Annotated in this window: 22 protein-coding genes; 16 read left to right on the forward strand and 6 right to left on the reverse strand. The window is 34.1% G+C overall.

The genetic code is table 11. The annotated features are described in order from the left end of the window. Nucleotides 1-40 precede the first annotated feature (40 nt). Complete coding sequence (locus tag F0342_RS25770) at nucleotides 41-859, forward strand: methyl-accepting chemotaxis protein (protein ID WP_395940715.1); 819 nt, start codon at nucleotides 41-43, stop codon at nucleotides 857-859. Between the two features lie 351 nt (nucleotides 860-1210). Here F0342_RS25770 and F0342_RS21520 read toward each other — a convergent pair whose 3' ends face one another. Next, entirely contained in the window at nucleotides 1211-1411 is a 201-nt protein-coding gene (locus F0342_RS21520) for a hypothetical protein (RefSeq protein WP_149157874.1), read from the reverse strand. A gap of 163 nt (nucleotides 1412-1574) precedes the next feature. On the opposite strand from F0342_RS21520, the gene F0342_RS21525 reads away from it, so the two are divergent. After that, nucleotides 1575-1787, forward strand: coding sequence for a helix-turn-helix domain-containing protein (locus F0342_RS21525; protein ID WP_188048652.1), 213 nt, complete (start codon nucleotides 1575-1577; stop codon nucleotides 1785-1787). A 175-nt stretch (nucleotides 1788-1962) separates the two neighbouring features. Here the strand turns inward: F0342_RS21525 and F0342_RS21530 are convergent, their stop codons facing one another. Beyond that, nucleotides 1963-2808 carry a hypothetical protein gene (locus F0342_RS21530; protein ID WP_149157876.1) on the reverse strand — a complete coding sequence of 282 codons (846 nt, stop codon included), beginning with the start codon at nucleotides 2806-2808 and terminating at the stop codon, nucleotides 1963-1965. A 136-nt stretch (nucleotides 2809-2944) separates the two neighbouring features. Here F0342_RS21530 and F0342_RS21535 point away from each other — a divergent pair, with 136 nt between their 5' ends. Then, nucleotides 2945-3397: a hypothetical protein gene (locus F0342_RS21535; RefSeq protein WP_223145740.1), complete on the forward strand. Its 453-nt coding sequence runs from the start codon at nucleotides 2945-2947 to the stop codon at nucleotides 3395-3397. A 44-nt stretch (nucleotides 3398-3441) separates the two neighbouring features. Here the strand turns inward: F0342_RS21535 and F0342_RS21540 are convergent, their stop codons facing one another. Next, nucleotides 3442-4941 carry a hypothetical protein gene (locus F0342_RS21540; RefSeq protein ID WP_149157878.1) on the reverse strand — a complete coding sequence of 500 codons (1500 nt, stop codon included), beginning with the start codon at nucleotides 4939-4941 and terminating at the stop codon, nucleotides 3442-3444. A gap of 3 nt (nucleotides 4942-4944) precedes the next feature. Next, nucleotides 4945-6012 carry a hypothetical protein gene (locus tag F0342_RS21545; protein WP_149157879.1) on the reverse strand — a complete coding sequence of 356 codons (1068 nt, stop codon included), beginning with the start codon at nucleotides 6010-6012 and terminating at the stop codon, nucleotides 4945-4947. A 257-nt stretch (nucleotides 6013-6269) separates the two neighbouring features. Between F0342_RS21545 and F0342_RS21550 the strand changes: the two genes are divergently transcribed. Next, nucleotides 6270-7184: a DNA/RNA non-specific endonuclease gene (locus F0342_RS21550; protein WP_149157880.1), complete on the forward strand. Its 915-nt coding sequence runs from the start codon at nucleotides 6270-6272 to the stop codon at nucleotides 7182-7184. A 97-nt stretch (nucleotides 7185-7281) separates the two neighbouring features. Further along, on the forward strand, nucleotides 7282-7728 hold the full coding sequence (locus tag F0342_RS21555; RefSeq protein ID WP_149157881.1) for a chemotaxis protein CheX: 447 nt from the start codon (nucleotides 7282-7284) through the stop codon (nucleotides 7726-7728). A gap of 412 nt (nucleotides 7729-8140) precedes the next feature. On the opposite strand, the gene F0342_RS21560 is transcribed toward F0342_RS21555, so the two are convergent. Next, on the reverse strand, nucleotides 8141-8527 hold the full coding sequence (locus tag F0342_RS21560; RefSeq protein WP_149157882.1) for a helix-turn-helix domain-containing protein: 387 nt from the start codon (nucleotides 8525-8527) through the stop codon (nucleotides 8141-8143). A gap of 166 nt (nucleotides 8528-8693) precedes the next feature. On the opposite strand from F0342_RS21560, the gene F0342_RS21565 reads away from it, so the two are divergent. The 11 genes from F0342_RS21565 to F0342_RS21615 all read left to right on the forward strand — a co-directional run bounded on the left by F0342_RS21565 (nucleotide 8694) and on the right by F0342_RS21615 (nucleotide 14168). Further along, the gene (locus F0342_RS21565) at nucleotides 8694-8951 is read left to right on the forward strand and encodes a helix-turn-helix domain-containing protein (RefSeq protein ID WP_149157883.1); all 258 of its coding nucleotides are present in this window, start codon (nucleotides 8694-8696) and stop codon (nucleotides 8949-8951) included. 176 nt (nucleotides 8952-9127) lie between these two features. Beyond that, nucleotides 9128-9646: a helix-turn-helix transcriptional regulator gene (locus tag F0342_RS21570; protein ID WP_149157884.1), complete on the forward strand. Its 519-nt coding sequence runs from the start codon at nucleotides 9128-9130 to the stop codon at nucleotides 9644-9646. Beyond that, entirely contained in the window at nucleotides 9643-9891 is a 249-nt protein-coding gene (locus F0342_RS21575) for a hypothetical protein (protein WP_149157885.1), read from the forward strand. The genes F0342_RS21570 and F0342_RS21575 overlap by 4 nt, the downstream gene beginning before the upstream one ends. Before the next feature lie 218 nt (nucleotides 9892-10109). Then, the gene (locus tag F0342_RS21580; protein WP_149157886.1) at nucleotides 10110-10325 is read left to right on the forward strand and encodes a YqaI family protein; all 216 of its coding nucleotides are present in this window, start codon (nucleotides 10110-10112) and stop codon (nucleotides 10323-10325) included. Between the two features lie 110 nt (nucleotides 10326-10435). Further along, on the forward strand, nucleotides 10436-11377 hold the full coding sequence (locus tag F0342_RS21585; RefSeq protein ID WP_149157887.1) for a YqaJ viral recombinase family nuclease: 942 nt from the start codon (nucleotides 10436-10438) through the stop codon (nucleotides 11375-11377). After that, nucleotides 11377-12222, forward strand: coding sequence for a recombinase RecT (locus F0342_RS21590; RefSeq protein ID WP_149157888.1), 846 nt, complete (start codon nucleotides 11377-11379; stop codon nucleotides 12220-12222). The genes F0342_RS21585 and F0342_RS21590 overlap by 1 nt, the downstream gene beginning before the upstream one ends. Then, complete coding sequence (locus F0342_RS21595; RefSeq protein ID WP_149157889.1) at nucleotides 12215-12394, forward strand: hypothetical protein; 180 nt, start codon at nucleotides 12215-12217, stop codon at nucleotides 12392-12394. The genes F0342_RS21590 and F0342_RS21595 overlap by 8 nt, the downstream gene beginning before the upstream one ends. Further along, the gene (locus F0342_RS21600) at nucleotides 12391-12654 is read left to right on the forward strand and encodes an AbrB/MazE/SpoVT family DNA-binding domain-containing protein (protein WP_149157890.1); all 264 of its coding nucleotides are present in this window, start codon (nucleotides 12391-12393) and stop codon (nucleotides 12652-12654) included. Before F0342_RS21595 ends, F0342_RS21600 begins: the two co-directional genes overlap by 4 nt. Nucleotides 12655-12664: 10 nt before the next feature. After that, nucleotides 12665-13534 (forward strand): DnaD domain-containing protein, encoded by an 870-nt coding sequence (locus F0342_RS21605; RefSeq protein ID WP_149157891.1) that lies wholly within the window; start codon nucleotides 12665-12667, stop codon nucleotides 13532-13534. Nucleotides 13535-13538: 4 nt separating this feature from the next. Next, complete coding sequence (locus tag F0342_RS21610) at nucleotides 13539-13742, forward strand: hypothetical protein (RefSeq protein ID WP_149157892.1); 204 nt, start codon at nucleotides 13539-13541, stop codon at nucleotides 13740-13742. A gap of 9 nt (nucleotides 13743-13751) precedes the next feature. Beyond that, on the forward strand, nucleotides 13752-14168 hold the full coding sequence (locus F0342_RS21615) for a RusA family crossover junction endodeoxyribonuclease (RefSeq protein WP_149157933.1): 417 nt from the start codon (nucleotides 13752-13754) through the stop codon (nucleotides 14166-14168). Nucleotides 14169-14508: 340 nt separating this feature from the next. Here F0342_RS21615 and F0342_RS21620 read toward each other — a convergent pair whose 3' ends face one another. Continuing rightward, nucleotides 14509-14730, reverse strand: a complete 222-nt coding sequence (locus F0342_RS21620; RefSeq protein WP_149157893.1) for a hypothetical protein — start codon at nucleotides 14728-14730, stop codon at nucleotides 14509-14511. Nucleotides 14731-15046 lie beyond the last annotated feature (316 nt).

Here is a 15046-nt window from a genome sequence, read left to right on the forward strand (position 1 = left end):
AGAGGAAACTACTGCTTCAAGTGAAGAAATAGCAAGAGCTATGGATGAGGTAGCGAATGGTGCAACACAGGCAGCCTCAGATGCGGAAGTGGGGAACCAAAGAACCATTGATTTATCTACTCAAATTGAAGAAGTGGACGAAGCATCAAATCAATTAATTTCACTTTCAAATAACGCGTCCATGACAAGTGAAAATGGATTGAAACAGATGACAAATCTAAAAGAGAAGGCAACTCGATCAAATGAGGTTCTGCACTCAGTTGAATCAGTTATTGAAAACCTAACAAAGAAAATTAATGAAATCGATACAGTTATTCATTCCATCAATGAAATTTCTGATCAAACTAATTTGCTTGCACTTAATGCAAGTATTGAGGCTGCGAGAGCAGGAGAACACGGTAAAGGTTTTGCAGTAGTAGCTGAAGAGGTTAGAAAATTAGCAGAGCAATCAGCCAGGGCAACCGATCAGGTACGACATACCATTAAAGATATTCAAAATGAATCTGATCACGCTAAAAACGAGATGAAAACCACTAGATCAATCGCTGATGAACAAAATGTAGTGGTTATAGAAACAGAAAAAGCGTTCAATTCAATTTCATTAATGATCGATAATATGGTCTCATCTATACAAGGAATTTCACAAAAGGTTGAATTCATGACGAGTCATAAAGATGATGTTGTGGGAACTATTCAAAGTATTTCTGCAGCTGCGCAACAATCAGCAGCGGCTAGTGAAGAGGTCAGCGCATCAACTGAGCAGCAATTAACGGCACTAAACTCAATTAATGAGTCAGCATCCATATTAAATGAAGCAAGTACAAATTTAGCCGAGATAAGTAACAAATTTAAAGTTTAATATACATTAGAAGGAAAAGGTGTAATAGTAAAATGAGCTCTGAAGAATACAAAATATATTGTTATTGTGTTGAATTTCATTCCGAGTTAAAAAGAAGATTTTCGATGAATGAAACATCTATTCAACTTTTTAGAAGGCTCTCAAAAAAGTTAAAGTGTTCTCAAATACAACAAGTGATTCAAGACATTGAACTGATTAAAAGAAGAAATGGGAGTGTATTGAACTACTTTATCACTTTACTTTATCCCATTTTTAATGCTGACCATAGCAAGCAACCCTGAAGTAACATAGAAATTAGCCTCTTCTTTAAAAGAAGAGGTTTTTCTTATATTGGTAGAGTCCTGAAAAAATTCAATTATCCATAAATGGTTCGATGTTTTCTTTACACTTCTGACAAGAAATCTCTTTAACCTCTCTAAAATAAATTGACTTCATTGCCTGTTTATCATCTTCATAAAAATCAGGATAAGGAATACCACACTCGGTCATTTTAGAATCTTTAATAGCATGTTTTTTGTCAGACACAGGTCCTTCGATTACAGGGAAAAGCAATTTAAAACCTCCGAAAAGTATGAATTATTAAATTGTATTCTATTACGTATCTATAGAGGAAAACATTAGTAAATTATGGAATGTTTAGTGTAGGGGTCTGGATATGAAGGTTTAGTCTAAAATATAATCATTTTATCAAATTTCATATTAAGGTTGTGAGATATTGAATATCACAGAATTTGTCGGAAAAAAAATAAGACATTACAGAAAAAATAAGGGGAAAACATTAGAGGAATTGAGTAGTGCATCTGGACTAACGGTAAATTATTTATCAATGATTGAGAAGGGTGAAGCAAATGCTACTCTCATGAAGCTAGAGCCTGTTATTTATGCTTTAGAGATTACCTGGACAGATATTATACCTAAAAACGATTGAGTACCTCAAGTTTAGTCCTATAAGCAAATCGGTACAATTTGCTCACCTCGGGAATGATACACAAACGTACGTTCGTAAAATCAATCGAAAAATGACAAAACATGCGTATGCTATGGAAGAAAAAAACACCTATCTATTGTCTAGAAAGGTGTTTCAAATTAACCAAGCTTATTATTTATTTGAGGCTTTCTTCATTATTTTTAACAACTTTTCTATATTCGTAATAAGAGTTTGAATCAAAGTTATACAATACATAACAATCTGTATCACTTTCCCTTACAAGAACGGCTCTATTTCCATCTAAATTATATTTAAAGATTAATTGGTCCTTTTCAATCGACTGGTTATCTAAAACAGAAAAGTAATAAGTTACTGTTAACTCTTCAGTAAATTTTTTTAATACGAAATTGTAAAGAAAATAAAGACCTACTGGTAGAAAGATTGTTACTAAAAAATTAACTATACTTTGCGGCATAGTAGTTACAAATATAAAATAAATTAAAGTTACATAAAAAAACAAAGTTGTTACGATATTAATATAAATTATAAGCTGAAAAACTGTGCTTTTAAATATTTTAATTCTAAAGAATAATGTTTGCAGGATTTTTGGATTCTTCAACCCTTTAATCAGAATTAATGGTGTAAGAAGAATAAATGATAGTGTACAAATCAAAAGGTTTAATAAAACTGCCATAATTAAAAATTGTTTATTAATATCTAAGAATCCTAATAGAAAAATAACTAATATTGAATAACTAAAATAACTTACTAACATGACTAAAGGTCCTTTTGCTTTATTTAGTAAGTCTACAAAGCTTTTTTCTTTTCTGGTTAGTACTAATCTTTCAAATCCATCCATAGTTAAAAGAGCATGCGATTTTTTAAATAAGGGAAAAAGTGAAAGTACTGTGCCTCCAAGTATTATTAGTAGAATAATAATCTCTGTTGAAGAGTTTAATTCTTGAAAATCTTTTAGTGAAATTATTGTTTTTTCTAATTCGTCTAATTTTGGTAATTTCATGTTTTGCTCCATTTCTTTTGAAGTTTGTGATTTTTTGTCTTAACAAGTATAAAATGAAACTATATACCTATCAATCTCATTTTTATATTCAGTTTATTCTTTTAGTTATTAAAAATAGTGGGAAGGAGTGGTTTGGTTGAATAATTTCCAACGTGTAGATTCAATAAGCAATGCTCATGCGGGTAGAGAATTCGAGGATTCTGCATATAAGTATTTTCAGGGCTTAGGCATTCCAGTTAGTAAGGCAGTAAGTGTACCATGTGGTGTGTCGGATTTTAAGAAGCAGCATGTATTCGACTTAGGAAACACCCAAGAAGGAAGCAAAGTAATAATTGAATGTAAGTCACACAGGTGGACTAGTGGGGGAAACGTTCCAAGTGCTAAATTAACAGTTTGGAACGAGGCTATGTATTATTTCATGGCAGCTCCTGAAGGTTACCGAAAAGTGTTCTTTGTTTTAAGAGATTATTGTGGAAAAAGAGGGTTAACTTTAGCCGAATACTATGTAGATAAATATAAACATCTTATACCAAAAGATGTAGAGATATGGGAGTATAATCAACCTAATGATACAGTGAAGGTCATATAATAACCTCGATAAATTTCTAGCCCCCTTATTTGAAGGGGACTTGTTTAAATTTTAATAAAAAAAGTTAATATTGTTGATATAAGAAGTAAAACCATAATCTCAATAATCCAAAGTCTGGTGTACCTTTTTACAGTAGTTCTAATAAAATTTTTGCTGTCTAATAAGTGAGTATGACTAAATAAATTGTTCAATTCCCTAGGCTCAAAAATGTCCTCATATATTTTTTTCATTGAAAAGAAGTAATCTTCATTAGAATCTATTTCGTTCTTATATTGTTTCAAGGTAATAGTTAAATATATAGAAGATATAAACAAAAAGCCAATAGTAATAATGAATTTTTCGGTGTTAAAGATCTTACTATCCGGGTTTGAAGATAAAGAGTTAAAAATAAACAGAGATATAAAATATGTTAATAATGTCAGATTATTATTTTTGAAACTGGAAATAAAAAATTGGTTTACTTCCTTACTTTTGACTGAAATCTCAGTTACAACTTCAGCGACCTTATTTTTAGTTTCTATATATTTCTCAACATTCTCTTTAAGATAAATTGCATGGGCTGACTGAATAGCATTTATACAGTCAACAGCCAAATGCCAATTCCCATTCATTGTTTTAAAATATCTACCAATAATATTTCTGGCCAATTCTAGTTTATCATGTGGATCGCGCTCTAGATAAATCCATTCATATATATCAAAAAATGAATGCACATCAGATATTGCTAATTCGGAAAAGTCCCCACCAAATTTTATGAATTTATGACCGAAGAGATTGAATGAGATATGATCGTGATTAGTTATTTCAGATGAATTAGCTATGAATGAAATAGATAACAAAATCTTTAACTTAGCAAAAACATCTCCAAGAATGCTAGCTGTGCTTATTTCATTATGAAAGTCATCGGGAAGAAATTTGTACTTTGCTAATGTTTGTGGACTCGTGTTTGCTAGCCGATTCTTGATTGTTTGCATTCTAAAGGAGCTGTTTGGGTAATCATTAATCTCTATTTCATCACCAGCATTTTGCGTAGCCACAAGCAATAAATCACTTTTGAACAGTACTAGTTTGTCTAATGAATTTTGGATTTCTAAATTAGTACAATGATTTGGATCAAGAAATTCGTTCATTACATTAAGTAGGTGTTCCAATTTTAGCTTGTTAATATAACTTGTAAAGCTGTTCAGATCATAAATTGATATTGTATTATTATAATTATTTTTTTTAACCTCATATTTGACATTAACAATTACTTCATCATCGTCAAATGTTAGCTCATTAATAGATAAAAGCACTTCATTTACTTTATCAGCATTGTTTAATGGTAAATTAAAAGGGTCGCCACCATCAATTGTAATATTTAAACTTATAGAATCCCTTTTGTTTATATATTCTTCAATGAAATATATGTCATCAAAATCAAATTCTCTTTTTAATAGGAGGAGGTTTAGAGATAGGGTAAAAGATTGAAAGTTGTCATCCATCTTAATAATTTCAACTTTATTTGCTATTTCTTCTTTAAAGTAATCAATTACCCTATTCATAAATTACTCCTCCTTTCTCAAAAACTTTTGATAAACTTCCTCATTTATATCTTTAATTTCTAGTACTTTTTCTCCTAAACCATTTTCCTTTGCAATTATAACATTCTTTAAATTTTTGATGTAATCAGAAGTTCTTAATTCAATTTGCTCTGAAAGTTTATAAGAACGTTTAAATCTAGCTTTTATTACCTCTTTTTTAATTTCAAAAGCTGTATCAAATTTACCTTGTTGTCTGAGTTTTTCTAAAGCGTCTTTTACCTTTGATATTTTCAATTTTTCACTTTCTGGCTCATAATCTCCAATAACATGTTGAACCATATTCTCAAAGTTAAAAGATAAATTGTTTCTATAATAACCTACTAATGAATTTCTGAGTTCAGTGTAATCTGTTTTAGAAACACTATTGACATTTCTTAATAACACCTTCTCTATTTGGTTAAACGAATCTTTAGTGTTCTTATCGTCATCGCTTATTTCCGTTAATTCAAGGAAATCTTGTGCCCAGAATGTTGATATTTTTGGATTGGTGTCAGTTACTACAATTTCTTTTAATTGATATTCATCATTCACAATATTAAATGTGAAGGCACAGGACTTTTGGGTAGCTTTATTTTCTGGTAAACCAGCTTTTAATAAGGAGTCCTCTAAACTAATGAAATTTTCTTGATCAATCTTGGAAATTAATATATCGACCGTATCCTCATGTTTACTCAATATAGTTACTAAGCTTCCTTTTTTTAATTCGGGTAATCCAGAATAACGTTCATTATATTTTCCTTGAGTATATAGTAATCTACCGGCGATAGTTTCAGCATAATTTTCAAAAATAACATCTAAATTATCCTTGTCAATATTTGATATCAAGTCATTCACAATCGTTGCTATCTCTGTAGTTTCACTTCTGTATCTATATCCTCGAATATTCTTTGCATTTAAACTCTGATAAAAAAGATTTCGAGTATAAGCTTCAATATCATTTGTTGCTATGTTTACACTTAATGCAACGTTATTGGTATTGTCTATTTTATGTACTGCGAATAATTTAAAATTAGCTTCTGTAGTAATGGACATTTCTCTATTCCTTTCTTTTACCAGTTGTACTTCTATTTAACCAAATTTCACCACATTTTTACAGGGTAATTTTAGATTGATAGTCATTTTATGCTATATTTAGTTATGAATAATAAAAGGTGTTTTAGTTGCATAACGGTCTTCAACAATTTAGCTCTTCTTCATAGTAATCAAACACTCTTGTAACAATGAAAGTAAATAATTCATATTCCACCATAAAAATGAACAATATGAAACTGTTAAAGGAGAGTCTAAAAATGCAAAAGAAAAAGAACTATTTAATAATACTTTTAACGACCATCTTTATGGTTGGTTGTACGAGCGTAGAAGATGTATCCACTACAGAGGGAGAAACAGATTCACAAGAAGTAACCACAGTAAGTACAAATGAAAATGATGATGAACCAGTAGTAGAGGAAACACAAACCCAACCAACGAATGAACTGTTCCCAGGATACAAACTTATTGAAGTTGATGGTGGCGATTTGTCTGGATATCGTGAACCTAACGTCGTCGTTGACATTGGTTATGGGAACCGTGAATATTGGGCATTTACTAATGAATACGGGCAACTAGTACGTGTCATTGCTGACGAAATCATTATACAAGATGATAGTAAGGAACCTGTATTATCGTCTGGTAGATATTACTCTGATGAGGCAAAGGTTCCTGGGGTAGAAAGTGACGTTTTAGATGAAGGACATATCATTGCTGATTCTCTCGGAGGGGTATCGAATGCTTATAATATTACCCCGCAAGATAGTACGCTCAACCGACATGGTGACCAGGCTTACATGGAGGACGTAATCCGTAAAGCAGGTGGAGCGACAAATTTTGAAGCAATTATCACCTATCCAGACACGGAAACTCAGATTCCTTCAAGTTATCAGTATACCTATACTTTAATGGGTGAAGAGATTATTGATAGTTTTGACAACGTGAACCCGGATGAAGTAAACGAATCCCTCGGTTTAACAGAAAGTGAGCCTTCCGATTCAACTTCAACCAGTTCAGAAAAAAGCGGTGATATTTCAAGTGTTGATACAAACGGTAATGGCCAGGTGACGATTAAAGAAGCAAAAGACGCAGGTTTTAGTATGCCAATAATGAGTGATCATTGGTTATATCCCTATATGCGCGATAATGATAACGACGGTATGGTAGGGGAGTAAAATCCGGAACTTTGAGACAAAACAAATATTTAGAGAATAGTAAAATCCATGGATAAGCCAACCGATATATAAATAAGAAAAACTAAGGAGTGTTGGTATGTCCAGTCAACTAGTAACGCATCTACTAAATTCAACAACAACAGCAATTAAGTCAGTAGTTCCATTTGAGGTACAAATGGAAAAACCAACTCTCTTCAGAGATAAGGATATCAAGACAGAATTAGGTGTTGTAATTGGTATCACAGGAGATATAAAAGGAACCATGTACCTGATGACAAAGAAGCATACAAGCAGCAGCATAGCTGAAAAAATGTATGGAGTCACTGTAGAAGGGGATATGCTCACGTCCTTCCAAGGAGAGTTTGGAAACATGATCTCAGGGAACATCAGTAGGATAATTTATAGTGAAAATGTTGAGATAGATATTACCCCACCAACGGTAGTGGAGGGAAAAGTCACAACCAATGGTCATAAGGTTGCTCTTAAATTGTCTGCGAGTATTTTAAATATTGGAGAGATGGATGTCATATTGACTATTCACTAACTAGAACCCCAGTTGATTCGGGGTTTTTGTAAGCCGGCACATCTTAATCAAGTTAGTGAGGTCACACTTGAGTAAATAAGAATTTATTGAAATAATTGGTATTAAGTAAACGGTAAGTTAATGGAATAGTTGGAGGATGAGGTAATATGACTTTAGGTTGGCTAGGTTTTATTTCAATTTCGCTAATAATTATATGTTTTTTCTATACTCTAAATTTTATAGAAAACCTACATGAAGGTGACAAACGTGTTGCTGTACAATCAAAAATAGCAGCAATTATTTGTTTGGGACTATCCCTTTTTATTCTTTTGTTTATTCTTGTTAACTTATAAGCACTATCTTCTGCTAAAGTGGTTTAATGGAAGTCAAAAAAGCTCGGAGAATATTCTCTGAGCTTTTTTGTGCGATTATTTTATTCCTCTTTGTTTCTCTGTTTAGCCTGAAACACCACATATTCAAAATGCTTCTTAATCTCTTCAATATCCTCAGAAGAAAGATCCTTCCACTTTTCAATATCAAAGAAACCAAATTGTTCTATGCCGTACTCTTTAACGAGTTTGTTTACTTCCTCAAGGGTATCTTCTTTTTGATTCCCCTTTTCCTCTCTGCCAAGTAAGAAATCGATGGAAACCTCAAAGTAATCAGCAATCTTCTTTAACATGTCGTAATCTGGTTTTCTTTCATCCTTTTCATAGCGAGACAGAACAACATTGGAAATTCCTATTTTTTGGGCAAAGTCTTTTTGTGAAATATTTTCTCGTTCTCTTAATTTTTTTATATTACTTCCTAATGAAGACATTAGCTTCATCCCTTTACCGTTATATTTATATATTTAGATTATCATTTACCAAAGCGGTAAGAAATAAAATTGACAAAATGGTAATTATTTTATTGACATTACCAAAAAGGTAATTTATTATATAGTTAAAGTTACCGATTCGGTAATTATATAAGGAGGTGAGTAAATGAAAGTACAAAGGAAACTTTTAAATCTTGAAAAGATAAAAACTCTAAGAATTAAGCAAAACTTTACTATTGATGATATGTCAAGGGCTCTAGGCTACGAAGGATACAATGCTTATTACTATAAAGAAAACGGAAAAAGAAAAATAAGTGCTGAAGAAATAGCTATTATTGCGAAGGTTCTAAATGTACCGATAGAAGAGCTTTTTTTTGAGAATAAAATTACCAATTCGGTAATTAAATTCAAGGAGGTGATCTGAATGAATCAACCATCGGATGAAACAATCAAAAAAATCCTACGCTACTTCTTAAAAACCTCAGTCCCAAGAATCATTGAAGAACGCAAACAAAAATCTGAAAAAGCAAGTTAACTTCATTTTATGAACTAAGCCCGAACATTGAAATCCACATATAGGTAAAGGAAGGAGCAACCCTAATGAAAGTCATGGAAGGGGAGGAGCTTGCTAGTGCGAGAAGGCGCAAAGGTATAACCCAACAACAACTATCGTTAAAGCTTCCGATTTCAAGAGAAAGCATTGCCAAGTATGAAACGGGGAGACAGCGTTTCCCTAAAGATTTAAGAGCCCTAACAGCTGAAGCGATCGACGATGAAGAATACTACTTCGTTAGATGGAACGAGTCAGCAGGGGATGTATCAATACCATATCTAAACGGAGAATTTATTGAACATCATCCAACTGCCATGATGCTTCTGGTCAAAAAAGAATCACTAGAAGCTCTGGAACATCTTGAAAAAGCATGTTGGTACAAGCCAGTAAAATCTCAAAGCGATACAGAGAGAGAGGAAATGAAAAAGGTTGCCTTTGAAGTATTAGATGCTGCAGCCAGTATGATCAACCTTGTCGCTCTAATATCAAAAGAATATCAATTTTCCATGATACAGATTTTCAAACAATGGAGATTAACCCTAAAAGCACGGAGGTTACAAAAGTGATCACTCAAACATTTAAAAATGAAGATTTACGTAAGGTAGTGCAACATCAAAGAGGTTCATGGAATTCAATTCAGGCAATCGAGGAAAGAATGGAAGAAGGAAAATATAAAGATGCCATGCTATCAGCCGTTGATTTACTTAATTCGATTAAAGAGCTTGATAGATTGGCAGAGAAAAAAGTAAAGCAAGATGAATTACATCATATTACTCAAACATTTGTGAACGTCATGATGAATCGAAGCTAGGAAGGGGTGAAGGACTTGAATATTAAAGCAGGTGAATGGTTAAAGCTTTCCTCATTTGAAAAATCACTTTTACTTAGAAACAAAACAAAAAAAGCAGCAAGCTAAGGCTGGCACCAAAGCTTACTGCATCTCACTATTTTATGCGCAAAAAGAATTATATAACGTGAATGGAAGTGAAAGCAAATTTCATGCATTACCAATTTAAGGAGGTGAAACAAATGTTAGAACATCCGGATATCACAAGGTTAGAGAGATATGGCTATACCAATATGGTCTCTCAGCCGGAACATAATGGAATTGATTATTTTGGGAGCGAGATTTTGGTTGGAGATTCAATTATAACCGATCCTGATAATGGGGAAGTCATCCTGGAAGAAAACTTAGAGGATTACTTGATTGAAAAATGTAAGTTTCATTTCTCAATAGCAAAGTAAAGACCTGTGCGAGGAACACAGGTCAAGTTGGAAAGAGGGGTCAATTCCTCTAGAAAAAGTTTCTTTTATTCTATAGTACTTTGAAAACTAAATCAATCGGAGGGAAATTTATGCCAGCGATATTAGCAACTACCAATGATATGGATCGTAATGAATGGTTAGAAATGAGAAGAAAAGGAATTGGTGGATCAGATGCTTCCATCATCCTCGGACTTAATAAATATAAAACACCTTTTGAATTATGGCTTGAGAAAACCGGTCAGGTACTTATTGAAGAATCATCCAGTGAAGCTGCTTACTTTGGAAACCTCTTTGAGGATATGGTCGCAAAAGAATTTGAAGTGCGTATGGGGAAGAAGGTACGAAAAAGAAATGCCATCATTCAACACCCTGATCATGAGTACATTATCGCTAACATTGATCGTAAGGTTGTAGGGGAAGAAGCGTTGCTTGAATGTAAAACAGCTAATCAGTTTCTTGCAAAAGACTGGGAGAGCGAAGAGATACCCGAGTCTTACTTGGTACAAGTGCAGCATTACTTAGGAGTGCTTGGATACCCGAAAGCATACATCGCGGTATTAATTGGCGGTAACAAATTTATCTGTAAAGAAGTGGACCGGGACGAAGAATTGATCAGCATTATTTTCAAGGCTGAAAAGCATTTTTGGGAATACCACGTAATGGGAGGGAATCCCCCGGCCCTAGACGGATCGAGTGCTGCTGAAAAGTACTTAAAAGAAAAGTACGCAAAAGCTGAAAAAGGAAAGTCTATCGAGCTACAGAGTACCAATAAAGATCGTATCCTTGAGTACTTCGATTTAAAGAAGACCATTAGTGTATTAGAAAAACAGAAAAAACATATTCAGCATGACCTGCAGCATGAATTAAAAGAAGCAGAATTAGGCTTCTGCTCGAATTACGAAGTAGCCTGGAAGCCAATAGAATCAAATAGAGTAGATTCAAAGCTATTAAAAGAGAAGTTTCCGAATATATATAAAGAAGTAACAAAAAAGAGTGCTTATAGACGATTTGATATCAAGGAGGCTAAATAATGGCCACCAATCAATCTCTTAAAACGCAATTAGCTAACAAGAACGGACAAGCTCCTTCTACCCAAGGATCCACTATGAAAGGGTTACTAGCTAGTCCTAGTGTGATTAAGCGCTTTGAAGAAGTATTAGGTAAACGAGCAACACAGTTTACCGCCTCTATCCTTAGCCTTTACAACAATGAAAAGATGCTACAAAAAGCTGAGCCAATGTCAGTTATCTCTTCAGCGATGATTGCAGCCACTTTAGATCTTCCAGTTGATAAGAATTTAGGGTATGCCTGGATTGTCCCATATGGGGGCAAGGCACAATTTCAACTTGGATATAAAGGTTATATTCAACTAGCCCTTAGAACCGGACAGTACCGGTATATAAACGTCACACCGATCCATGAAGGGGAATTGATTAAATGGAATCCCCTCACAGAGGAAATCGATATCGATTTTGAGCAAAGAGAATCAGAAGCCGTCATTGGATATGCAGCTTATTTTGAACTACTAAATGGATTTAGAAAAACTGTCTACTGGACCCGAGAACAAGTAGAAAAGCATCGGAAGAAGTTCAGTAAATCCGATTTTGGTTGGAAGAATGACTGGGATGCTATGGCCATGAAAACGGTACTGAAAAGTCTCTTATCTAAATGGGGCATTCTTTCAGTCGAAATGCAAAAGGCTGTTATTGAAGATAATGAGGATCGTGAATTGAAAGATATCACACCTGAAGAGGATGACAACACAATCGAATATGAGGTCCAGGAAGAACAAACGGAAGAACCGGCAAAAGAATCTAAATCAAAGAAAAGCAAAAAAGAATCAGCACAAAACACGATGGACATGAAGTTTGATTAACCATGAAGTACCTTACAGAGTCCTTCTTCCAAAATGGATTTGGGAGAAGGCTCAGAGTAAGGAAGAGCTGAAAAGTCTCGTATTGGACTATATGAAGCGATATCCCCACTACCATGTTAAAGGTATTAAAGAGGGGAAAGCAATTTGTGAAAGGAAGGAAGAGGAATTATGAAAGCAACTGGAATCGTGAGAAAGATTGATGAATTGGGTAGAGTGGTTATCCCAAAGGAGATTAGAAGAACACAGGGTTTGAATAGTGGCACGCCATTAGAAATGTTTCTGGATCATGGAGGTATTGTCTTCAGACCTTATCAAACCGATGTAACGAAGAACAATACACTCACATGGCTTGAGAATGCTTTGTCAGACGCAACGAATCAGGAAGACAAGGAATCTATTTCAGCAGCTATTTCATACGTAAGACAAGCATAGAGGTGATGACTTGAATTATCTAAAGGAACTCAAAGCTTTTAAGGATTGGCTGCTACTGAACGATCTTAATACCAGCGCAATTGCGTTATGGCACACACTGATGGCTATAAACAATATGGCTGGCTGGAAAGAACGATTCAATGCGCCCAACTCCACAGTAGAGAAATTAACGGGCCTTTCTAAACAAGGGCTGGTTAATGCTCGAATAAGGCTTATCGAAAATGAATTGATTGAGTACGAAAAAGGAAAGAAAGGGAAGGCTCCCATCTATAAGGTAAAGTCATTGGTCAACTCAGTTGACCAATCGCTATACCAATCCGATACCCAATCCGTATACCAATATGGATACCAATCCGATGACCAACAGTTGACCATACCTAAACATAAACAAAACAAAACGAAACTAAAAGAAGATGTAGTAGATGATGCACCTGCATCGCTCAATCCGTTTCAGTTTTACGAGCAAGAGGGGTTTGGGATCTTGGGAGGCTATATACCGCAAAAGATTGTGTCTTGGTGTGATGATCTCTGCGAGGAGTTAGTACTGGAGGCCATGAAAATTGCTGTAGAGCAAGGAACGAAAAAGTGGGGATACGTTGAAGCCATTCTTAAGAACTGGTTTCAGAAGGGGATTAGAACTCTTGAGCAGTCTCGAGCTGAGCAGCAACAATTTAAAGAACAGAGGACTAAGCGGACACCTGTGAGGTCTTCTGGGAAGGTCAGGCCCATTCGTACTGAGAGATTACCAGATTGGTTTGAGGAGAATAAGAATTCTACACAGAATTCTACACAGAATCAACGCAGCGACTCTAGCGACTATGACTTTGAGAAAGAAAAGGCAAAGCTTGAAGCCGAGCTTTTAGCATTTAAAAGGGGGTAATGAAATGGGTGTATTATTTAATTCTATTAAGATTACTCAGGAAACGAAGTCACAAGGGATGATTAATGAACTCCTTACCTTAGGTGTTACTGATACGAAGAGTGGGACAAGCATATATGAGCTGAATTATTATGATCTAAGGCAAGAATTAGCCATCGCTAAATTTAGAAACAGAAATGTTGAGAGTTCTGAGAATGGGTGGTTTTGATTAATGAAGATGATTCAGTTTACGGTCTATGGAACTCCTGTAGCCCAGGGGAGACCAAGGTTTAGCTCTCAAGGAGGAATAGCCAGGGCTTATGATCCTAAGAAATCTAAGGACTTTAAGAAATATGTAAAGTTGGTTGCTGCTGAGCATCGACCGAAGAAACTGCTTGAAGGACCACTTCAGTTATTTATTAGGGTCTATAAACCAACGTTAAAGAACTTTAGCAAAAAGAAGTTAGAAGATGCTGAAAGTGGTGTTTTGAGACCAGTGACGAAACCTGATGTAGACAACTACGTGAAAGGGATCAAAGACGCTTGTAACCAGATCCTTTGGAAGGATGATAGCCAGGTGGTGGAGTTATTAGCTAGTAAGTGGTATAGCGAGAAGCCTAGGATTGAAATTATGGTGGTACCCATAGAGCAATAAAAAAACAGGAGAAACGACTATGTGCATCGTTTCTCCTGATAATAGATTTAGAAGTTCTAAGATTTCTAAGTAATAGTTAGTTGACGAAAGAATTCATTTTTTTTAAATCATTTTTAAGTTGGAGTGCATCTTCAACCATTCTAATGAAATCTATGGAAGTACCGATTCTTTTTGAATCTATCAGTATGTCCTGGAGCTTTTCTTCTGATAAGACAATTAATGAGTTCAAAAAAATCACCTTTCTTACGACTACCAAAATAACGAACTAGGATATTTTACCGTAATTTACTTAAAAATGGAAGAGTCAAAATTAAAAACACCACTAAAATTAGTGATGCTTCTAATTTGTTTGTAATAAATTTTCTAATATTGATAATGCAGAATTTATGTCATCATAAGCTTCGATCTTTTCATTTTGGATGATGATAAATGATTCAGTTTCCTTACAATAGTAAACTAATAATACATCGGAGTCGTTTTTAGAAAAAGACTGAGTAATATCACATTCTGCATATATTTGTAAGGTCTTTAATACATTTATTAATTCGTGATGCTTTGACATTTTCTCTATCACCTTTCTCTTAAAAGGAAAGAATTTGTCTTGTTTTGGGTAATTTTAGCATAGAGAAAACTCATATTTAAGTTACTAAAGACACAGTACCAATTTATTAATTCTTAAACCATTGGCTTATTATCTTTTAGCTTTAACTAGTGTGAGTTCAGAGACGTGAGCTAGTTCACAATGATATCGATTATCCTTAGATAGCTCTATATACTCACTATTATATATCCAAAACACATAATACTCTTCTTCCTTATACAAAACTTTATCTCCAATGTTAAAAATCATATAATAACTCCTCTACTAAAAACTAGGT

Source organism: Bacillus sp. CH30_1T, from assembly GCF_008364765.1.
Classification (GTDB): domain Bacteria; phylum Bacillota; class Bacilli; order Bacillales; family Bacillaceae_B; genus Rossellomorea.